Source organism: Bradyrhizobium sp. HKCCYLRH2015 (genome assembly GCF_051168215.1).
GTDB lineage: Bacteria > Pseudomonadota > Alphaproteobacteria > Rhizobiales > Xanthobacteraceae > Bradyrhizobium.
In genome coordinates this window covers 286597-307395 of the sequence record NZ_JBNPUO010000003.1, presented here as the reverse complement: position 1 = coordinate 307395, position 20799 = coordinate 286597, and the positions used below count along the sequence as shown (strand labels likewise).

General features: G+C 67.7%; 19 protein-coding genes. 11 read left to right on the top strand and 8 right to left on the bottom strand.

What is annotated here, in order from left to right; translation table 11 throughout:
- Positions 1–157 precede the first annotated feature (157 nt).
- From ACQR1H_RS09430 to ACQR1H_RS09420, 3 genes are all read left to right on the top strand, one after another.
- Positions 158–913: a transglutaminase-like cysteine peptidase gene (locus tag ACQR1H_RS09430; RefSeq protein ID WP_434907465.1), complete on the top strand. Its 756-nt coding sequence runs from the start codon at positions 158–160 to the stop codon at positions 911–913.
- 145 nt (positions 914–1058) lie between these two features.
- Positions 1059–1808 carry an ABC transporter ATP-binding protein gene (locus ACQR1H_RS09425; protein WP_316182836.1) on the top strand — a complete coding sequence of 250 codons (750 nt, stop codon included), beginning with the start codon at positions 1059–1061 and terminating at the stop codon, positions 1806–1808.
- Positions 1805–3331: a permease gene (locus ACQR1H_RS09420; protein WP_315805228.1), complete on the top strand. Its 1527-nt coding sequence runs from the start codon at positions 1805–1807 to the stop codon at positions 3329–3331. The genes ACQR1H_RS09425 and ACQR1H_RS09420 overlap by 4 nt, the downstream gene beginning before the upstream one ends.
- A 5-nt stretch (positions 3332–3336) precedes the next feature.
- On the opposite strand, the gene ACQR1H_RS09415 is transcribed toward ACQR1H_RS09420, so the two are convergent.
- Positions 3337–4242, bottom strand: a complete 906-nt coding sequence (locus ACQR1H_RS09415) for an alpha/beta fold hydrolase (RefSeq protein WP_434847829.1) — start codon at positions 4240–4242, stop codon at positions 3337–3339.
- A gap of 105 nt (positions 4243–4347) precedes the next feature.
- Between ACQR1H_RS09415 and ACQR1H_RS09410 the strand changes: the two genes are divergently transcribed.
- Positions 4348–5166, top strand: a complete 819-nt coding sequence (locus ACQR1H_RS09410) for an MBL fold metallo-hydrolase (RefSeq protein WP_434907464.1) — start codon at positions 4348–4350, stop codon at positions 5164–5166.
- Here ACQR1H_RS09410 and ACQR1H_RS09405 read toward each other — a convergent pair.
- Complete coding sequence (locus ACQR1H_RS09405; RefSeq protein WP_315805231.1) at positions 5163–5615, bottom strand: cupin domain-containing protein; 453 nt, start codon at positions 5613–5615, stop codon at positions 5163–5165. The genes ACQR1H_RS09410 and ACQR1H_RS09405 overlap by 4 nt on opposite strands.
- A gap of 327 nt (positions 5616–5942) precedes the next feature.
- Here ACQR1H_RS09405 and ACQR1H_RS09400 point away from each other — a divergent pair, with 327 nt between their 5' ends.
- Positions 5943–6407 carry a DUF4399 domain-containing protein gene (locus tag ACQR1H_RS09400; protein WP_315805232.1) on the top strand — a complete coding sequence of 155 codons (465 nt, stop codon included), beginning with the start codon at positions 5943–5945 and terminating at the stop codon, positions 6405–6407.
- Positions 6408–6509: 102 nt separating this feature from the next.
- On the opposite strand, the gene ACQR1H_RS09395 is transcribed toward ACQR1H_RS09400, so the two are convergent.
- Both ACQR1H_RS09395 and ACQR1H_RS09390 read right to left on the bottom strand, forming a co-directional pair.
- Entirely contained in the window at positions 6510–7766 is a 1257-nt protein-coding gene (locus ACQR1H_RS09395; RefSeq protein ID WP_434907463.1) for an aminopeptidase, read from the bottom strand.
- 1144 nt (positions 7767–8910) lie between these two features.
- Positions 8911–9306 (bottom strand): GFA family protein, encoded by a 396-nt coding sequence (locus tag ACQR1H_RS09390; RefSeq protein WP_434907462.1) that lies wholly within the window; start codon positions 9304–9306, stop codon positions 8911–8913.
- 345 nt (positions 9307–9651) lie between these two features.
- Here ACQR1H_RS09390 and ACQR1H_RS09385 point away from each other — a divergent pair, with 345 nt between their 5' ends.
- Positions 9652–10218 (top strand): hypothetical protein, encoded by a 567-nt coding sequence (locus ACQR1H_RS09385; protein WP_434863994.1) that lies wholly within the window; start codon positions 9652–9654, stop codon positions 10216–10218.
- A gap of 60 nt (positions 10219–10278) precedes the next feature.
- On the opposite strand, the gene ACQR1H_RS09380 is transcribed toward ACQR1H_RS09385, so the two are convergent.
- Genes ACQR1H_RS09380 through ACQR1H_RS09365 form a run of 4 tightly spaced genes read right to left on the bottom strand, consistent with a single transcriptional unit; the run spans position 10279 to position 16168 of the window.
- Positions 10279–13446: an efflux RND transporter permease subunit gene (locus tag ACQR1H_RS09380; RefSeq protein ID WP_434907461.1), complete on the bottom strand. Its 3168-nt coding sequence runs from the start codon at positions 13444–13446 to the stop codon at positions 10279–10281.
- Positions 13439–14425: a divalent metal ion exporter adaptor subunit IhpB gene (gene ihpB, locus ACQR1H_RS09375; RefSeq protein ID WP_434907460.1), complete on the bottom strand. Its 987-nt coding sequence runs from the start codon at positions 14423–14425 to the stop codon at positions 13439–13441. The genes ACQR1H_RS09380 and ihpB overlap by 8 nt, the downstream gene beginning before the upstream one ends.
- Positions 14422–15690 (bottom strand): divalent metal ion exporter subunit IhpA, encoded by a 1269-nt coding sequence (gene ihpA, locus ACQR1H_RS09370; RefSeq protein ID WP_434907459.1) that lies wholly within the window; start codon positions 15688–15690, stop codon positions 14422–14424. The genes ihpB and ihpA overlap by 4 nt, the downstream gene beginning before the upstream one ends.
- Positions 15691–15748: 58 nt before the next feature.
- The gene (locus ACQR1H_RS09365; protein ID WP_434907458.1) at positions 15749–16168 is read right to left on the bottom strand and encodes a hypothetical protein; all 420 of its coding nucleotides are present in this window, start codon (positions 16166–16168) and stop codon (positions 15749–15751) included.
- Positions 16169–16441: 273 nt separating this feature from the next.
- Here ACQR1H_RS09365 and ACQR1H_RS09360 point away from each other — a divergent pair, with 273 nt between their 5' ends.
- The 5 genes from ACQR1H_RS09360 to ACQR1H_RS09340 all read left to right on the top strand — a co-directional run bounded on the left by ACQR1H_RS09360 (position 16442) and on the right by ACQR1H_RS09340 (position 20798).
- Positions 16442–17917: an amidase gene (locus ACQR1H_RS09360; RefSeq protein WP_434898473.1), complete on the top strand. Its 1476-nt coding sequence runs from the start codon at positions 16442–16444 to the stop codon at positions 17915–17917.
- A 194-nt stretch (positions 17918–18111) separates the two neighbouring features.
- On the top strand, positions 18112–18291 hold the full coding sequence (locus ACQR1H_RS09355; protein WP_434907457.1) for a DUF2256 domain-containing protein: 180 nt from the start codon (positions 18112–18114) through the stop codon (positions 18289–18291).
- Between the two features lie 4 nt (positions 18292–18295).
- Positions 18296–18748, top strand: coding sequence for a DUF3429 domain-containing protein (locus ACQR1H_RS09350; RefSeq protein ID WP_434907456.1), 453 nt, complete (start codon positions 18296–18298; stop codon positions 18746–18748).
- Between the two features lie 65 nt (positions 18749–18813).
- Positions 18814–19563 carry an aspartate/glutamate racemase family protein gene (locus ACQR1H_RS09345; protein ID WP_434907455.1) on the top strand — a complete coding sequence of 250 codons (750 nt, stop codon included), beginning with the start codon at positions 18814–18816 and terminating at the stop codon, positions 19561–19563.
- Between the two features lie 149 nt (positions 19564–19712).
- Positions 19713–20798, top strand: a complete 1086-nt coding sequence (locus tag ACQR1H_RS09340) for an ABC transporter ATP-binding protein (RefSeq protein ID WP_434907454.1) — start codon at positions 19713–19715, stop codon at positions 20796–20798.
- Position 20799 lies beyond the last annotated feature (1 nt).

The following is a 20799-nucleotide window of genomic DNA, read 5'->3' as shown; positions in this document are numbered from 1 at the left end:
GAGCAACACAACGTTCAGCGTAAATCCTGCGATTTGATCGCCCGCGTGCCGGTTTTAAGCAGAGGCCAAGCCTCCACATCCATGCTGACCGCCAACAAGCATCCGGTTCCGTCAGGCGCTGCATCGCGCCGACCGAGATCCGGGCACGGGGCGTCACATGAATTTTCTCGCGCTGATGCGCGCATCGCTGGCGGCCGCGGCCGCCAGCGCCGCCATATGGCTCGGCAGTCCGGCGAGCGCCGGTCCTGCCGTGCGCCCACTGGGGCTCGCCGCCATCGAGGATGCGGAGCCTTTCGCCCTGCCGCGGGTCGTCCTCGACGCCGGCGCGTTGCGCGACAAGTGGCTGGCGCTCGCGCGCAAGCTCGAGGACGAGCGCGTGCAGCTTGCGCTGTGCGATGGCGACCGCGAGCGCTGCGTTTCCCCCGCCGCCCTCAGCCTGCTCACGATCATCGATCAGGGCCGTCTCCGCGAGGGGCGGGCACGGCTCGGCCAGATCAATCGCGCGATCAACCTGGCCATCCGCCCCGCCAGCGACCTCGCTCAATATGGCCAGATGGATGTCTGGGCCTCTCCTCTTGTGACGTTCGAGCACCGGGCCGGCGACTGTGAGGACTACGCGATCGCCAAGTTCGTCGCGCTTCAGATGGCCGGCATTGCCGCCGACGATCTGCGGATCGTGATCCTGCACGACGTCGTCCGCGGCGAAGATCACGCCGTCGCGGCCGCGCGCCTAGACGGGCGCTGGCTCATGCTCGACAATCAGCGCATGGCAATGGTCCAGGACAGCGACGCGCGGCAGGTTCGGCCGCTGTTCGTGATCGACGAGACCGGCATCTCCCGGTATCAGGCCTTGCCGCTGATGGCAGAGGCCCGGGTGCTGTCGCCTGAGAGCACGGGTTCCGTGAACCATTGACCATCGCCCGCAGCGGTGCAGCTCTCCAATGGCGCAGGACCACGGCGGGAGCGCGGAACCGGTCGGCACCGCGGGTCCGTTCACCACGCCGCAACGAGTTGCATCCACATTGCAGACGCCAACCGAACGAGGCGATAGTGCCGTCATGATCCCAGGCAGCCCCGCCCTCGCCGTGCGAGGACTGACGAAATGTTTCGAGCGGCCGGCGGTCGATGCGCTCGACCTCGTGGTGCGCTCGGGTGAATTCTACGCACTGGTCGGCCCGAACGGCGCCGGCAAGACGACCACGCTGCGCATGGTCGCGGGCCTGCTGCGGCCGGATGCCGGGCGGATCGAGATCTTCGGCATCGACGCGCTGCGCGACCCGATCGCCGCCAAGCAGGTGATGGCCTGGGTCTCCGACGAGCCCATGATCTACGACAAGCTCACGCCGCTCGAATATCTCGAATTCGTCGCCGGACTGTGGGGCATCGATCCCGCGAGATCAGGTGAGGCGGCAACCGAGCTTCTGGTCTCGCTCGGGCTGGAGCCGCATCTGCACGAGCGCTGCGAAGGCTTCTCCAAGGGCATGCGCCAGAAGGTGGCGCTCGCCGGCGCGCTGATCCACGACCCGCGGCTGATCATCCTGGACGAGCCGCTGACCGGCCTGGACGCGGTGTCGGCGCGGCACGTCAAGGGCCTGCTGGCCGAGCGCGTCCGCCGCGGCGGCACGGTGATCATGACCACGCACATTCTCGAAGTCGCCGAGCGCATGGCCGACCGGATTGGCGTCATCGCCGCCGGACGCGTCGTCGCCGAGGGCACGCTCGCCGAGCTCCGCCAGCAGAACGGGCGCACCGACACCAGCCTGGAGGAGCTGTTCATCGCGCTGGTCGACGTCGAGTCCGCGGCATGACGCGGGCGGCGACGCTCGCCTGGTTCGCCCGTCACGAGCTCCGGCTCGCCTGGCGGGAATGGCTCGGCATGATCACGGCCGGCCGGCGGCGCCGCACGCGGGCCGCCATCATCGGTCTCGTGCTGTTCGGCGCCCTCATGCATCTGCCGGCCTGGGTCGTGGTCGGCCGCTACGCCGATCTCGCGCCGCCGCTCGACAAGACCGCGCTGATCGTCATCACCGCGACCATCATGCTGTCCTGGGCCTTGATGCTGTCGCAGGCGATCGAGTCTGTCACCCGCGTGTTCTACGCCCGAGCCGACCTCGATCTCATCATGTCGTCGCCGGTGCGGCTGGCCGAGATCTTCTCCGTCCGGATCGCGGCGATCGCGCTCTCCGTGACCAGCATGGCGCTGCTGCTCGCGACCCCCTTCGTCGACGTGCTCCTGATCGAGGGTGGCGCGCGCTGGCTCGCGGCGTTCGTCGTGGTCGCAGCCGTCGGCCTGTCGGCGGCGGCTATCGCCATCGCCATCACGATCGTCCTGTTCCGCCTGATCGGCCCGGCGCGAACGCGGCTGGTCGCCCAGATCCTGGCGGCCGTGATCGGCGCCGGCTTCGTCATCGTGCTGCAGATCGCAGCGATCGTCTCCTATGGCACGCTGTCGCGCTTCGCCGTCCTCACCTCGGATGCCGCGGCCGCCATCGCGCCCGATCCCGACAGTCTTGTCTGGCTGCCGGCCCGAGCGGCGCTCGGCGACGGCCAGGCGCTGCTGATTCTGCTGGCCACCGGACTGCTGCTGCTCGGCGTCGTCATGATCATGTTCTCGCCGCGTTTCGCCGACACCGCGATCAGCGCCGCGGCCCAGGGCGTCTCCAGCCGCGCCGGCGCACGCGTCAGGTCGTTTCGCGGCGGCTCGCGGCAGCAGGCGCTGCGGCGCAAGGAGTTCATGCTGCTGCGGCGCGATCCCTGGCTGATCTCGCAGACGCTGATGCAACTGCTCTATCTGGTGCCTCCGGCGCTGCTGCTGTGGCGCAGCTACTCCGACAGCTCGCAGGCGGTGTTCCTGATCACGCCGGTCGTCGTGATGGCGGCGGGCCAGCTCGCGGGCGGCCTCGCTTGGCTCACCATCTCCGGCGAGGACGCGCCCGAACTGGTGGCGACGGCGCCGCTGCCGGGGACGCGCATCGTGCGCGCCAAGGTCGAGGTCGTGCTGATCACGATCGCGATGATCTTTGCGCCTCTCGTGCTCGCGCTCGGCTGGGTCGCGCCGGCGCAGGCGGTGGTCACAGCCGTTGCCGTTCTGGTTGCGACCGTCTCCTCCACGGCCATCCAGCTCTGGTTCCGGATCCAGGCGCGGCGCAGCCAGTTCCGGCGCCGCCAGACCTCGTCGCGGCTGGCGACCTTTGCCGAGGCCTTCTCCTCGATCGGCTGGGCGGCGACCGCGGCGCTGGCGCTCGCGCTGCCCGAGGCTGCGATCGTCTGCGGCCTGATGACCGCGGGCCTCTTGCTCGCGGCCTGGAAGCTGAGCCCGGCACGGACCTGAAGCGTTCAGCGCAGCACCTCCATCACGGCGGCGGCGAACGCCGCCGGCTCTTCCTGCGGCAAATTGTGGCCGGCCCGAGGGATCACGCGATGGCCGATCCGGTTGCTGAACTTCGCAGCATGCGCCTGGCCGTCCGTCGCCGGGATCACGCCGTCGGCGTCGCCATCGAGCGTGATCGTGGGCACCGCGATGACAGGCAGGCTCGCCAGCCGCTGCTCGATGTCCTGATAGCGCGGGTCCCCCTCGGCCAGCCCGTAGCGATGCCGATAGCTGTGGATCACGACATCGACGTGATCGGGATTGTCGAACGCCTCCGCCGCGCGCGCGAAGGTCGCATCGTCGAAGCGCCAGTGCGGTGACCATTGCTGCCACAGCAGCCGTGCGATTTCGGCGCGGTGGGCCGCGAGCCCGGCCCGTCCGCGCTCGGTCTGGAAGTACCATTGATACCAGAACGCGAACTCGCGCGTCACCGGCGCCGGCTCCAGCGCCCGCGCGATGTCCTGGATCAGATAGCCGTTCACGGAGACCAGACCCGTGCAGCGCTCGGGCCACAGCGCCGCGCCGACGCAGGCCGCGCGGCCACCCCAATCATAGCCGGCGAACACCGCGCGCGGGATCGCCAGCGCATCCATCAGCGCGATCAGGTCGGCGCCGACCGCGGCCTGCTGGCCCGAGCGCGGCGTCGATGCGTCGCGGAAACGAGTGGGTCCATAGCCGCGCAGATAGGGCACGACGACGCGGCAGCCTTGTGCCGCGAGCCGCGGCGCGACCTCGACATAGGCGTGGATATCGTACGGATAGCCGTGCAGCAGGATGACGACGGGACCGTCGGCCGGCCCGCCCTCGAAATAGGCAATGCGGAGCACGCCTGCGTCGATCTCGCGCAGCGGCTGCAACACCTGATCCGTCATGCCATCCTCCCGCATCGCGCCGCGCTCTCGAGCCGGGCGTTGCCGAGGATAGTTCTGATCGCAATTCCTCGCTACACTCGCACGCGCTGTTGAAGGGGAACTGCCATGCTGCGCTCGCTGGTCTCGCTGCTTGCCGTCCTGGTCGCGTTCGCATCGCCCGCGGTGGCGCAATCGGGGCCGCGCACCAGCGAGTGCCTGGCGATGGCCGGCGGCCCGCCGCGCGCCATGCCGGTCAGCCTGCGCCGGACGGCGGCGGCCGGCAACGAGGTGACAATCACCTATGCCGGCCACTCGACCTACTTCATCGACACGCCGATGGGCATCCGCATCGCCACCGACTACAGCGGCGCCTATCAGGTCGGGCGGCTGCCCGACGTCATCACCATGAACCGGGCGCATTCGACGCACTACACGCTGGCGCCCGATCCGCGCATCCCGCACGTGCTGCATGGCTGGGGCGACGACGGCAAGCCGGCCCAGATCTACGAGCGGATCGGCGACGTGCTGATCCGCAACATCACCACCGACATCCGCCGCTATTTCGGAGATTCCATCGGCATCGACATGATCAAGGACGGCAACTCGATCTTCATCTTCGAGGTTGCCGGCCTGTGCATCGGCCATCTCGGCCATCTGCACGTCAAGCTGGACGAGACGCATTTCGCCGCGATCGGCCGGCTCGACGTGGTGATGGTGCCGATCGACGGCACCTATACGATGTCGCTCGACGGCATCTCCGAGATCACCAAGCGTCTGCGCGCCTCGGTGGTGCTGCCGATGCACCGCTTCGCGACGCCGCTCGACGAGTTCATGCGCAAGATCGGCCAGCAGTTCGAGATCGACCGGCGCGGCGAGCGGACGTTGAAGATGTCGCGCGAGCTGCTGCCCTCGATGCCGACGGTGATCATTCTCGACGGCGTCTAGGCGCCCGCGAGGCTGGTGCCGCGGCGGCCTTCCGGCGTCAGGAACATGCGCTTGAGCTTGTTGATCACGCGCACCGCGAGGCCGAGCACATAGGGCTGCGTCTTCAGGCAGAAGGCGAGCTTCTTGACGTGGCCCTCGACATGCCATTTGGCATGCGCGCCGTCGCGGAAGAAGATCACGTCGCCCGGCCCGTAGCGCTTCGCCGGGAGCCCATCGCTCTCCAGCGTGATCGCGCCTTCGAGGATCAGGATGGTCTCGTCGAAATCGTAATACCAGTTGAACTTGCCCTCGGTGCAATGCCAGACGATGGTCGAGCCCAGCCCGTCGCTGCTGCGCGCGATGGTGCAGGAGGTCGCGGTCGGATTGCCCTCGATGATCCAGGATGGCTCGATCGGAGCGGGCGCCAGGTCGACGGTGAGATTGGCGGTTTCGATCAAGGACGGAGACATCTTGGACCTCAAATGCATGGGACTGAAATGACCGGGCGAACGCCGGCATGAGCCTGCGAGCGTAGCCGGTTGCACCTAATGGCTGCTTTCCGCAGTCGTTAAGATTTGAACCAATCGCCGCGACCAGCCGTCGCATCACAACCACGCCAGCGCTATAAACTTCACGCGAACGCCGCAATTTGTTCGCGGCCTCGCCAAACCTGCTGATCTACTGTTTAGCCGCACTGCAAGATGCGGACAGGCGCCCCTCCGGTCGCCCTGCCCATCCTGAGTTGTGCCGTCACCTTTAGAGATTTGCCGCCTTCGCAGAGATAAGGATTTCCCAGGATGCGCCGACTGAGCCTCGCCTTCGCCCTCACGCTGTCTGCCGCCACCCTTGCAACCACCGGCGTCGTCATGGCGGGCGAAACGCCCGCCCCCGAGAATGCCAAGGCCTACTTCATCAACCTCAAGGACGGCGACACCGTCTCCTCGCCGGTGCTGATCCGCTTCGGCCTGTCCGGCATGGGCGTCGCGCCGTCCGGCACCGAGGCTCCCAACACCGGCCACCACCATCTGCTGATCGACGCGCCCGCGCTCGAGGGCGATGCGCTCAACGAGGCGATCCCGGTCGATGCCGGCCACGTGCATTTCGGGAAGGGCCAGACCGAAGCCTCGGTCAATCTCACGCCGGGCAAGCACACCTTGCAGCTCGTGCTCGGCGACTGGAGCCACATCCCGCACAACAAGCCGGTCATGTCGGAACGGATCACGATCGACGTGCAGGCCACCACCGGCAGCGCCAAGCAGTAGGACTGTTCGACCGACGACGACACCGCCGCGAGCATTGCTCGCGGCCCGCTTCGGGCCGGTGCACGTGGCGCCGGCCCGTCATGCGTCAGGCCCACTCGCCCTTCAAGCCCACTCGCCCTTGCGGAACACCGGGACGCGGCGGCCGTCTTCATGGAGGCCGTCGATGTCGGTGTCGGCCGAGCCGATCATCCAGTCGATGTGGATCAGGCTCTGGTTGCCGCCCTGGGCGGCGATCTGCTGCGGCGACAGCGACGTTCCGTTGACGAAGCACTTCGAGTAGCACTGGCCGAGCGCGATGTGCGAGGCGGCGTTCTCGTCGAACAGCGTGTTGTAGAACAACAGGCCGCTCTTGGAGATCGGCGAGGAGTGCGGCACCAGCGCGACTTCGCCGAGCCGACGCGCGCCCTCGTCGGTGTCGAGCACCTTGTTCAGCACTTCCTCGCCCTTCGAGGCCTTGGCCTCGACGATGCGGCCCTCCTCGAACTTCACCTGGATGTTGTCGATCAGCGTGCCCTGATAGGACAGCGGCTTGGAGCTGACGACGTGACCCGACACGCGACGGCAATGCGGCGTCGTGAACACTTCCTCGGTCGGGATGTTGGCATTGCAGGTGATGCCGTTCTTGGCGGTCGAGGCGCCGCCCTCCCATTCATGGCCGTCGGCGAGACCGATCGTCAGGTCCATGCCGGGTCCGGTGTAATGCAGCGCACTGAAGCGCTGGCCGTTGAGCCATTCGGTGCGCTCGCGCAGCACCGCGTTGTGGCGCTCCCAGGCCGACACCGCATCCTCGCGATCGACGCGCGACGCCGCGAAGATCGCGTCCGCGAGCTTCGCCACCGCGACCTCTTCCGGGACATCCGGGAAGACCAGCTTGGCCCAGGAGAGGCTCGGATAGGCGATGATGTTCCAGTTGGTCTCGAAATTCGTGATCTTCTCCAGCGCCGGCTGATAGGCCTTGGAGTTGGCCTTGCTGGCGCGCGCCACCTTGGCCGGATCCTGGCCGGACAGCAGCATCGGATTGTCGCCGACGATGGCGAGCCTCGCGGTGTTCTCCGAGAACGCCTTGGCCATGCCCTGATAGAGCCAGTCGGCGGCGCGATCGAAGCTGTTGTCATGGCCGAAACGATAGCGCGCCAAGGTCAGCTCCTCGTCGGAGAAGAACGACGTCACGATCCCCGCGCCGGCCTTGTAGGCGTGCTCGGCGACCTTGCGCACCAGCGGCAGCGCCACCGACGGCGCGGTCAGCAGCAGATCCTGACCGGGCCGAAGCTGCAAGCCGACCTTCACCGCGACCTCGGCCAGGCGGTCGAGCTTCACGGGATCGATGGCGGCATCGAAGTTGCTGACATGTGCGGTCATCAGGGGTGTCCAGTTCCGTTTCTTTGCGGTGTTGAAGAGATAGGCCAAACGGTCGGGCGGTCAATGGCGAAGGAGGGACGGCTCCTGCGTCGCCTCTCCGCCTTCGTCGTCGTGCAGGGCATGGCCCGGACAACTGCCGTGAAGGCGTTCGGAGACATGGCTGACACCTCAAAACGGCCCTGTGGGTCCGCACCCGTCGCTTTCCAAAGCTGAGCCGCGAGCTCGGTGGCGCTCTCCCTCGGAGGGCAGGGCTATCACATATGGCGATCGAGGTTTTGCGCTTACCTCTCTCCGCGTCGTCATGGCCGGGCTTGTCCCGGCCATCCACGTCGGTCGGCATGCTGAGAACGACGTGGATGCCCGGGACAAGCCCGGGCATGACGGAGTAACTAACCTGCAGAATCGTTCATCGCGATGGCCCTGTATCTCCATATGCGATAGCCCTGCCCTGGAGGGGGAGGGTCGGCACTGAGCCAGTGGCGCGTCGTGATCAACAATTTTGAGCGGCATATGGAGATGTGCGTCCATCGCCTCGCGGCGCCCCAGGCGTCCGAGTGATACAGTGGTCTCACCCTCTTCAAACGAGAGGGTGCAGGGAAGGCCGGACCTCGACTGAGGCCCGTGGCCCGCCTGCTCAAAAAATGCAGGCGGCAGGTACCACAGGTCCAGCCGGATGATCCGGCCCTCCCTGCGCGATGGCTTTACGGCTGCTTCGCGTTCTCCCCGGTGCGCCGGGCTTTTTGGTCACCGTCACCCACGCGGCGCCATTGGCGCCAACGCAGGCTTGATACTGGCATCGGAGTATCAGGACCACGCGACTTGACCGTGCGAGCCGATGTTGTTCGTCCGCGCGAATGACCACGCTGCAAACCGGCCCGCCCATCACATCCCGCCTCCACGTGTCGTGACGACCGCGATACGCCCCTCGTCGATGAGGCGGGACAGCGACAAACAATCATGATTTTCCGAAACCGCCAAGCAGGATATTTTTTCTGCCGGGACTGGACAGCCCAAATCGGCCTGAACCTGCTCAGGAAATCAGTCTCCAGACGCAGCGGCGATCGAGCAGATCAGGAGCAGGAACAGGCCTGTTCATCACAGCCCAACGACATGAGTCGCCCGACGGGCGGCATTCTCGATCGAGTCAGTCGTCGACACGCAGCCCACCACCATCGACGTACCAGTCGGCACGTGACGCCCAGTGCACGTGGCGATCGGGTACGGTGCCGAGCGGCTCATCGAAGCCGCCGGCAGGAATGATCGCTTCTCGGCCGCTGCGCGTCAGATGCGGCATCGGACTGCCGCACGTACTGCAGAAGGCCGCGGCGAAGCTGCGCGCCTGCGGCAGGTCGAACCGCGTGACGCTCGCCTCGCCGCGCAGCCAGCGCAGCGCCGCCGCCTTGACGACGACCTCACAGGAGTGCGCCGTGCCGCTGGCCTTGCGACAGCGCGAGCAATGGCAATTGAGGAATTTGTCGAACGGCCCCTCGACCTCGAAGCCGACGCGGCCGCAGAGGCAACTGCCGCGGAACGTGGTCATGACGATCTCCTGTCGTGATCTGGAACGGAATGTGCAAAAGCGCCTCACGCGTGGAGGATGTTACTCATCCTGACTGCATCTTTGCAGCTATCAGGACGACTGAAGGCCAGCCTCGGTCGCCGCATTGTTAGTAGGTAGCATGGTCTTCCCACGCGGAACATTCGACTGTTTGTGAGTCATCCTCGACATCGAGAGTCAATCACTCCTGATGAATTGGAACCGGGATGACCGGACAGCGCTGTCGCGCAAATGCATGGCTCACAGGGGATTCGGTCACTTTGAGGACATGTTTAGAGGTTGATTGGCGCGCGGCAGGGGATTTCACAGCGTACAGGAGTCCTCCAAATGTACCGCGTTGTTATTGTCGTCGCCGCATTGCTGGCTCTCTCCGTTCAAGCCGAGGCGCGTCCTCGTCACCATCATCATCACTACTCGTACCGTCATCATCACTCCTTCATGAACGCCATGGCCTCGATCCCCGGCGAGGGCCGCGTTGTCGGTGGCCGGCCGTCGGGATGCCCGCATGCCTTCTGTGGCTGCGAAGCGTCGCTCTATACGTTCGGCCGGGTCATTCCCGAGTTGAATCTCGCATCCAACTGGCGTCGCTTTCCACGCGCGGCTCCCGCACCGGGCATGGCGGCGGTCCGCTCCGGCCACGTCATGATCTTGCAGCAGCAGGTCGCGGGCAACATCTGGTATGTGCACGACGGCAATTCCGGCGGTCACGTCACCCGCGAGCATCCGCGCTCGATTGCCGGCTACACGATCGTGAACCCGACGGGCGGTTCCACGATGTTCGGCGCAGCGGCGCGTGTCACGCGCGAAGCCCGTGCGCCGAGATATCAGCGGCTCGCCCGCAACGCGCGGCCGGACGGCTGGATGGCCAGCGCGGCGCCGATGGCCTTCAACTAGGTTCGACGCCAGCGCGCGCGGCATGCAGCTACGAAGTCGCGAGCTGCATGCCGCTTCCGCCTACACGCTCCGCGCCTCGCGTCTGAACAGCACGTAGAGCGCCGGCAGCACCAGCAGCGTCAGCATCGTCGACGAGATGATGCCGCCGATCACGACGGTGGCGAGCGGGCGCTGGACCTCGGCGCCGGCGCCGGTCGCGATCGCCATCGGCACGAAGCCGAGCGAGGCGACCAGTGCCGTCATCAGCACCGGCCGCAATCGCGCCAGCGCGCCCTCCTCCACCGCGGCCCGCACCGAGCGTCCCTCCCGGCGTAGCCGTTCGATGAAGGCGATGATGACCAGGCCGTTGAGCACGGCGACGCCGGACAGCGCGATGAAGCCGACGCCGGCCGAGATCGACAGCGGCAGGCCGCGCAGCAGCAGCGCGGCGATGCCGCCGGTCAGCGCCAATGGCACGCCGGAGAACACCAGCGCGGCATCGGCGAACGAGCCCATGCTCATGAACAGCAGCAGGAACACCAGTGCGAGCGCGATCGGCACCACGATCGTGAGACGCTTGGTCGCCGACACCAGTTGCTCGAACTGACCGCCCCAGCCGATCCAATAGCCCGGCGGCAGCTTGACCTTCTCGGCGACCGCGGCCTGCGCGTCGGTCACGAACGAGCCGAGGTCGCGGGCGCGAACATTGGCTGACACGACGATCCGCCGCTTGCCGTTCTCGCGGCTGACCTGGTTCGGCCCCGGCGCCGAGGCGACCGCGGCCACCGACGACAGCGGCACATAGCGCGGCTGTGCGACCGAGGAGAACGCGGTGCGCAGCGGCGCGGCATTCGCCTCCTCACCCGCCGGCAGCGGAATCGGGATCGCGCGGATCGCATCGAGATTGCCGCGGAGACGCTCGGGGAGCCGGACGACGATGTCGAAGCGGCGGTCGCCGTCGAACAGCTTCCCAGCAGCCTTGCCGCCGATCGCGATTTCCACCACGCTCTGCACCTCGGCAACGCTGAGGCCGTAGCGCGACAACGCCTGGCGGTCGATCCTGACCGTCAGGATCGGCAGCCCCGCGACCTGCTCGGTCTTGACGTCGGTGGCGCCATTGACGCCACGGATCGCGGCTTCGACCTGGCGCGCCGCCCCCTGCAGGATGTCGAGGTCGTCGCCGAAGATCTTGATGCCGACGTCGCTGCGCACGCCGGAGATCAGCTCGTTGAAGCGCAGCTGGATCGGCTGCGAGATCTCGTAGTTGCTGCCGGGGATCTCGTCGGCCGCCGCCTCGATCTCGGCGACGAGCTGCGCCTTCGGCTTCGCCGGGTCGGGCCACTCCTGGCGCGGCTTCAGCATGATGTAGCCGTCGCCCTGCGACGGCGCCATTGGATCGGTCGCCACCTCCGCCGTGCCGATGCGGGTGAAGACGTCCTTCACTTCGGGTATCAGCCGCAGCCGCGCCTCCAGCGCCTTCTGCAGGTCGACCGAGAGGGTCAGGCTCGTTCCGGGGATGCGCAACGCCGCGAGCGCGACATCGCCCTCGTCGAGGCTCGGGATGAACTCGCCGCCCATGCGCGTCGCGGCAAAGCCGCTCGCCGCGACGATCATCACGGCGACCGCCGCGACCATCAGGCGGTGCGCGATCACGCCGCGCAGCAGCGGCGCGTAGATCCGTCGCGCACCGCGCATGACGAGATTCTCCTGCTCGGAGACCTTGCCGGTGACGAAGATCGCGACCGCCGCCGGCACGAAGGTGATCGAGAACAGCACGGCGGCGCCGAGCGCCATCAGCACCGTCAGCGCCATCGGCGTGAACATCTTGCCCTCGACGCCGGTCAGGGTCAGCACCGGCAGATAGACCACGGCGATGATGCCGGTGCCGAACAGGCTCGGGCCGATCACCTCGCGCGCGCCGCTGACGATGGTCTGCAACCGCTCGGCGGTCGTGAGCAGCCCGCCCTTGCGATGCTGCGCCTGGGCCAGCAGCCGCAGACAGTTCTCGACGATGATGACGGCACCATCGACGATGATGCCGAAATCGATCGCGCCGAGGCTCATCAGGTTGGCGCTGACCCTGCTCTCGACCATGCCGGTGATGGTCATTGCCATCGACAGCGGGATGATGCAGGCGGTGACCAGCGCGGCCCGGATGTTGCCGAGCAGCAGGAACAGCACGACGACGACCAGCGCGGCGCCTTCGAGCAGGTTCTTCTCCACGGTGCGGATCGTCGCTTCGACCAGATGGGTGCGGTCGTAGAGCGTGCGCGTGACCACGCCCTCGGGCAGCGATTTGGCGATGTCGTCGAGCCGGGCCGCGACGCGCTGCGCCACGGCGCGGCTGTTCTCGCCGATCAGGAGCATCGCCGTGCCGAGGATCGTCTCCTCGCCGTTGAGCGTCGCCGCTCCCGTGCGCAGGTCGCGCCCTTCGCTGACCTCGGCGACGTCGCCGATGCGCACCGGCGTGCCGCCGCGGGCGCCGATCACGATGTCCTTCAGCTCGGCGGCGCTGCCGACCTGGCCCGGCGCACGCACCAGATATTGCTCGCCATTGCGCTCGATATAGCCGGCGCCGACATTGGCATTGTTGGAGGCGAGCGCGGCGATGACGTCGCGGAAGCTGATCTTGTAGGCCATGAGACGGCCGGGATCCGGCAGCACGTGGAACTGGCGCTCGAAGCCGCCGATGGTGTTGACCTCGATCACGCCCGGCACGCCGCGCAGTTGCGGCCGGATGATCCAGTCTTGGATGGTGCGCAGATCTGTCGGCGAGTAGTCCGCGCCGTCAGGCGTCTTGGCGCCGGGCCTGGCTTCGACCGCATACATGAAGATCTCGCCGAGCCCGGTCGAGAGCGGTCCCATCGCGACCTCGACGCCCGGCGGCAGCTGGTCCTTGATCTGCTGGATGCGCTCGTTGACGAGCTGGCGCGCGAAATAGATGTCGGTGCCGTCCTGGAATACGACGGTGACCTGGCTGAGGCCGTAGCGCGACAGCGAGCGGGTGTAGTCCAGCTTCGGCAGGCCGCCCATCGCGGTCTCGACCGGGAAGGTGATGCGCTGCTCGGTCTCGAGCGGCGAGTAGCCGGGTGCCTTGGTGTTGATCTGCACCTGCACGTTGGTGATATCAGGTACGGCGTCGATCGGCAGCCGGGTGAAATTCCAGGCGCCGAATCCGGCCGCAGCGAGCGCGACGAGCAGCACCAGCCAACGCTGGCGCACGGCGAAGGCGAGGATCGCGTCAATCATGCTCGGCCTCCCCCTTGCCCATCTCCGCCTTCACCACAAAGCTGTTCTCGGCGACGTAGTGTTCGCCGGCAGAGAGACCGTCGCGGATTTCGACATAGGTCGGATCCGATTCGCCGAGCGCGACGGGACGCGCCTCGATCTTGTCGCCCTCCTCGCGCACGAACACGACGGTCTTGTTCTCCAGGGTCTGGATCGCGCTGGCGCGGACCGCCACGGCAACGCTGCGCTTGGCGAGAACCAGCCGCGCGGTGACGAACAGGCCCGGACGCAGCCGGCCGTCGGGATTGGCCAGCACGACGCGGGCGAGCGCGGTCTGCGTTTCGCTGGCGCCGACCGGCGCGATGTAGGAGACGTGGCCGCGGATCGCGCCGCGTCCGTCATCGGGGTCGATCAGCACCTCGTCGTCGAGCCGGACGCGCCTGAGGTCCTGGCGGTAGATCGACAGGTCGACCCAGATCGTCGAGAGATCGGCGACCACGAAGGCCGGCTTCTGCTCGGAGGCGTATTCGCCGAGCGAGATCTGGCGGTCGATGATGGTGCCGCCGATCGGCGCCTTGAGATCATACGCCGTCAGGCTCTGGTTGCTCTCGATCGCCGCGAGCAGCTCGTCCTTGGCGACGGTGTCGCCGATGCGCTTTTTGATGGCACGGACGATGCCGGGAAAGCGCGGGGTGACCTGCACCAATGCTTCCTGGTTGGCGCGGAGCACGCCGTTGAACGACAACGTATCGGACAAGGTCGCAGGGCCGGCCTCGGCGAGCGCGACGCCGGCGGCGGCGAGCTTGACGTCGCTGATGCGGATGCGGTCGGCGCCATGTTCGTCCTGCTCGACATGATCCTTCGGCGCCGCCTTCTCGGCATGATCGGCATGGCCGACCGTTGCGTCGGCATGCGGCTCCGCCCCGAGCAGCAGCCGCGATGCGCCGGCGCCAGCCGCGGCGGCGAGGACGGCAATCAGGATGATGGTGAATGGTCTCATCGCGCGGTCTCCCGTGCCAGGGTGAAGGGACGGCCGACCAGGCCTTCGATCGTCGCCACGGCGACATGGATGTTCTGCAGCGCCTCCTGCTCGCGCAGCCGCGCCTGCGCCACGCTCGCCTGCGCGTCCAGCACTTCGAGCAAAGAGAAGCGGCCGGCGCTGTAGCCCTGCGCGATCTCGTCGGCGGCCTCCTGCGCCCTGGGGATCGCGATCTCGCGCAACACCGACAATTCCCGCAGCGAGCCTTGCAGCGAGTCGTAGGCGCGGCCGGCGATCACCAGCAGCGCGTTGCGGTTGGCCTTGCGCTCGGCTTCGGTCTTGGCGAGGCTTTCCTGCGCCGAGAGGATGTTGCCCTGGTTCTGGTCGAACACCGGGATCGGCACGGAGACGCTGAGCCTGACGGCATCATCCTGGGTGTCGTTGAAATGCCGCCAGCCGGCGCTGATGCGGACATCGGGATAGGGCTTGAGCCGGGCCAGCAGCAGCTCGGCATTGCGCTGGGCGTAGACCGCGGTCCAGCGGACGAGCTGCGGATTGGCATCGATGGCGGAGATCACGGTCTGGAACGCCGGCGGCTGGCCGGTCGCATCGAACCGGCCGGTGACGGCCGGGAGCTTCGCCGAGCTGTCGCCGATCAGCACGGCGAGCTCGCGGCGCGCGCTCGACAGCGTCGCCTTGACGCGCTCGCGATCGGCCCGCACCAGCGCCGAGGCGACCTCGGCGCGGCCGGTCTCCGCCGGCGACGACGCGCCCGCCTCGACGCGACGGCGCAGCAGCGGCGTCAGGCGATCGAGGGCTGCGACCTGATCGTCGAGGATCTGGATGCGCCGCTGCGTGGCGAGCACCGTCACGAAGGCGATCGCGGTCTCCGACAGCACTTCCAGCCGCACCGCCTGGCGCTGGATCTCGGCGACCCGCACGCCGGCCTGTCCGGCGGCGATGCGGGCGTCGCGCTTGCCGAACCATTCGAACGCCTGGCTGATCTGCAAGGTGGTCTCGGCCGACCGCGTGCCGCGATATTGACCCGAGCCGAATGAATTGTCCTGCTCATAGGACAGCTCGGGATTGAGCAGCGCGCCCGCCTGCAGCCGCTGGCCGGAGGCGATGCCGATGTCGCGGTCGGCGGCGGACAGCCGTGGATTGGCGGCGAGCGCGCGCGACAGCGCCGCGCGGAGGGTCAGCGTCTGCGCCGCTGACGCGTGCACGGACAGAGCGAGCAGGGCTGCGGCGCCGATGGCGCGCGCAGCCATCCCGGGGAATGGCATGAGATGAACCTGTCTGGACGGGCAAGGATGGACGGCGTCGGCCGTCCGGCACGTTGCGTCAGCTCAGGCGTCTTGGCGGCGGAGACTCGGACTCGGGGAGGACGCCGGCACCGAGCGGGGGAATGGCCCACTCGGTTGCGGCCACGACCTCGGCCGGGACCGCGGCGAACTGCGGCTGCGGCACGGCCACCGAGAAGCAGCCATGGCAATGATGGTCGGTGATGCCGCGCTGATCGGTGTGGCCGGCGCGGTCGAGCAGCGACGCGATCTCCGGCTTGCCCGCGGAGGGATGGGCGACGTCGATGTCACAGGCGCCGTGCAGCGCGCCGGCGAGCACATAGGCGAGCATCAGGCAGGCGGCCGCGATCCGGCGCAGCATGCGCGAACGGCTCGTGTCATCTCGTTTGCCAATGCTGCGCACCGCGCCCCCTGTTCGGCCAGCGGATAGCACGCGGCCGGCGCGGTTGTCGATCAGCAACAATGTAACAAGAGGAACCGGGAACGGCGCGCCCGGCGCGGCACAGCGTGCATCCGCCGCGATCGGCCGAAGGAGCGCCCGAGTGCCGATTTCCGGAACGCGCGTGGACCTGTGCGATCACCGGTAAGCCGTGGCGCATGAGCGCGCCGTATTGGCGGCATGCAGCGTGCTTGATTGACTCGCCGCCTTCGCAAACTAAGGTTCGCGTCGCGGAACATGCAAGGCGCGAACTCATCGAACACGCGATGCGCCGCGCGAAAGATCGGAAGACAGATGACGTTGGCGATGAGCTGGGACGAGTGGGCCCGGCATGATGGCATGGCGCTGGCGGCGCGCGTTCGCAATGGCGAACTGACGGCGGCGGAGCTGGCGCGGCAGGCGGCTGAAGGCATTGCCAAGGTCGATCCCGCGCTGTCGGGCGTGGTCGAGGTCTTTGCCGACGCCGTCGAAGATCCCATCAAGGCGGGCGCCAATGCCGACGGCGCCTTCGCCGGCCTGCCGTTCCTGATGAAGGATCTCGGACCGACCATGGCCGGGCGGCTGCAGGAGCAGGGCTCGCTCTACATGCGCGGCAACCGCCCCGCCGCCGATACGCATCTCACGGGGAAGATGCGCAAGGCCGGCCTCAACCTGATGGGGCGCACCACGACGCCGGAGTTCGGCGTCTGCAGCTCGGCGGAGAACCCGGCCGTCTATGTCACGCGCAATCCCTGGAACACGGACTACACGACCTGCGGCTCCTCGGCCGGCAGCGCGGCGATGGTCGCCGCCGGCGTCGTGCCGATCGCGCATGCGACCGATGGCGGCGGCTCGATCCGGATTCCCGCCGGCGTCAACGGCAATATCGGCCTGAAGGTCTCGCGCGGCGTGTTCTCGATCGCGCCGCATCTGTCGGATCTCTCCGGGCTTGTCTCGATCCAGGGCTGCCAGTCGCGCAGCGTGCGCGACACCGCGGCGTTCGTCGACCATTGCCGCGGCGGCGCGCCGGGCGAGTTCATGCCGTACTGGACCACGCCGGAGCCGTATGTCGAGCTGATCAAGCGCGATCCCGGCAAGCTCAGGATCGCGCTGTCGCATCAATGGGGCGACTACCGCGCCACGCCGCACATCGCTTCAGAGCTGGCGGGTGTCGGCAAGTTCCTGGAAGGCCTCGGCCACCACGTCGGCTACGCGCTGCCGGACGTCGATTATCGCGCCGCGTTCGCCGCGCAGACGACCTGCTACATCTCCAACTTCGCGATCGTCATCAACAACCTGCTCGCGTCGCGCAAGCTCGAGCGGCCGCCGGCCGAGCTGATCGAGCCGATCAACATCCGCATCTGGGAAGCGGGTCGCGATACGAGCTTTGCCGAGCGCGCGGCGATGCAGGCGGTGTTCAACACGACGTCGCGTGCCTTCGGTGCCTTCTTCGAGGATTGGGACATCATCCTCACTCCGATCACGGCCCTGCCGACGCCGAAGATCGGCACCACCGAATATCTGACCATCAGCGACAATCCGTCCGTGCTCGACTGGTTCGAGAACCTGTGGCGCAACTTCGCCTTCACGCCGCTCGCCAATCTCTGCGGCATCCCCGCAATCTCGCTGCCGCTCGCGACCAACGAGCACGGCCTGCCGCTCGGCATCCAGGCGATCGGCAAGCAGGCCGACGACGGCCTGCTGCTGCAGCTCGCGGCCCAGATCGAGCGCGCGATCGACGGCAAGTGGAACGGCGGTGCGACACCCGCCGTGCATGTGACCAAAGCCTGAGCCGCGACCACGGGCCACTGATCCGTCGTTGCCCGTCGATCGTTGCCCAGCGTGGATGGTGCCGGCCGGAGCCGGCGCCGCGCACTGGTCGGCGAGGACGAACATGATGGGCGAACGGATCGCGACGCGCTCCGGCAAGGCAGCAGCGGATGCGGCCCTGCCCCGGCGCGGCACGCCGGTCCCGTGGTGACGCCATGCCGAAGATGCGGCGCAAGGCCGACCTGCCGACCAGGATATGCGCTACGTGCGGCCGCCCGTTCGCGTGGCGGCGCAAATGGGCACGCGACTGGGACGAGGTGAAATACTGTTCGGACCGCTGCCGATCCGACCGCGGCCGGACCTCCACTGCGGTCGCCAAGTGCCGAGAAGGCTAGCGTCATGATGTCCGGCGTCCCCGCTCCGATGCGCATTCTCGGCCTCGCCGGGCTGGTTCCGTTCGCGGGCCTCGCGGTATTGGCGATCGCAGGTGATGATCCGATCCGGCTGGCCGCGCTGCGCGCGCAGATCGGCTATGGCGCGGTCATCGTGAGCTTTCTCGGCGCGATCCATTGGGGCATCGCCGTGCAGACGCCGGTCCTGGCAGGCTGGCCGCGCATGAGCTGGGGGGTGACGCCCTCTTTGCTCGGCTGGGTCGCGCTGCTGCTGCCGCCGCTGCCCGCTTTGGTGCTGCTCACAGTCGCGCTGCTGACGGCGCAGGTCTCCGATGAGTACAGCTTCGGCGGCGACCACCCGCGCGCCTGGTTCCTGAAGCTGCGGCGGCTGCTCAGCATCGGTGCGATCCTCTCTCTGCTTGCCACGCTGATAGGCATCGTGGTCGAAGGCGCGCCCTGACGGCCACCGTTCTGGACAACGCAGCAATCCCTCGGGCAAGCTCGGATATCCACTCGCGAGGCGCCATGAACATCCTGCTGCTCAATCCCAACATCCGCACCGACATCACCGAGCTGATGCTGCAGGTCGGCCGCGAGGCCGCCGCGCCCGGCACCACGCTGATCCCCTGCACCGCGCCGCGCGGCGTACCCTATATCGCCACCCGCGCCGAGGCGCAGATCGGCGGCGCCGTCGCACTGGAGATGCTGGCGGAGCGCAACGGCACGTTCGACGCCGCGATCGTCGCCGCGTTCGGCGATCCCGGCCTGTTCGCGGCGCGCGAGCTGTTCGACGTGCCGGTGATCGGGCTTGCGGAAGCGGCGATGCTGACGGCCTGCATGGCCGGTCGGCGCTTCGCGATCGTCACCTTCGCGCAGGCGCTTGGCCCCTGGTACGAGGAGTGCGTGCGCATGCACGGGCTGATGGAGCGCTGCGCCGGCATCCGCATGCTCGACGGCAGCTTCAAGCAGATCTCCGACGTGCAGCACGAGAAGGAAGAGCTGCTGGTCGAGCTGGCGCTGCGCGCGGTCGAGGAGAACGATGCCGACGTGCTGATCTTTGCCGGCGCGCCGCTGTCGGGCCTTGCCGCGCGCGTCGCGCACCGCATTCCGGTGCCCGTGGTCGACCAGGTGATCGCGGCGGTGAAGCAGGCCGAGGCACTGCTGGCGCTGAGGATGCGCAAGGCCACCGCCGGCACCTTCCGCCGCCCGGCCGCGAAGCCGACCACGGGGCTGCCGGAGGCCTTGGCCGCGCGACTGGAGCATCGCGACGGATAGTTGGGCCGAGCCAATCTTGTTAGCTGGCGCTCGGGGCGAAACTCGTCCTACTCCCCTACCCCCACTTCCACTTCTGTACACAAGCCGCCGCCGCTGCCTGAAAAGGCGGCACGCTTCTTGCTTTTTCAAACGAATAGAGCAGGAAGCCCATGGCCAGCGTATCGGACGCCAAGTCGCTCGTTCTGGATCGGATCACGCACCGCTTCGCCAGCGGAGCGATCGCCGTCTCCGACATCAATCTCGACGTGAAAGGCGGCGAGATCATTGCCCTGCTCGGGCCCTCGGGCTGCGGCAAGACCACGCTTTTGCGCATCATCGCCGGCTTCATCGGCCAGAGCGAGGGGCGCGTCATCATCGGCAACGACGTCGTCGACGCGCTGCCGCCCAATCGCCGCGCGGTCGGCATCGTGTTCCAGAACTACGCGCTGTTTCCGCATCTCTCGATCACCGAGAATGTCGGCTACGGCCTCGCCGCGCGCGGCGTCGACAAGGCGACGCGCAACAAGGAGGCGCAGCGGCTGCTCGACATGGTGCAGCTCGGCCCGTTCGGCGAGCGGCTGCCGCGACAATTGTCCGGCGGCCAGCAGCAGCGCGTGGCGCTGGCGCGCGCGCTCGCGATCAAGCCGTCGATCCTGCTGCTCGATGAGCCGTTCGCCGCGCTCGACAAGAATCTGCGGCTGGACATGCAGATCGAGGTCAAGCGGCTGCAGCGCATGGCCGGCACGACCACGCTGATCGTGACCCACGACCAGGAGGAGGCGCTGTCGATGGCCGATCGCGTCGCGGTGCTCAGTCATGGCCATCTCGAACAGTTCGGCACACCGTCCGAGATCTACGACCAGCCGCAGACGCTGTTCGTGAACAGCTTCGTCGGCACCGCGAACAAGATGAAGGGCGTGGTCGTGACGGCCGATGCTAACGGCGTCAAGGTCGCGCTGGAGGCCGGCGGCGAGATCATCGCCCGAGCGCCGCAGCCGGTCCGTGCCTCCGACAAGGTCACCGTCTGCCTGCGTCCCGAGCATCTCACCTTCGTCGGCGATGACTCCGGCTTTGCCGGCGAGATCGGCATGGCGCTGCCGCTCGGCGCCACGGTGGTCCATGAGATCAAGGCGCGCGACGGATCGAGCATCAAGATTTCGCAGGCCCGCACCGGCGGCACGCCTTTGCGCGAGGCCGGCACGCCGGTGCGCGTCGCGCCGCTCGCGCCCGGACTCGCGACCGTCTTCCCGCAATGAA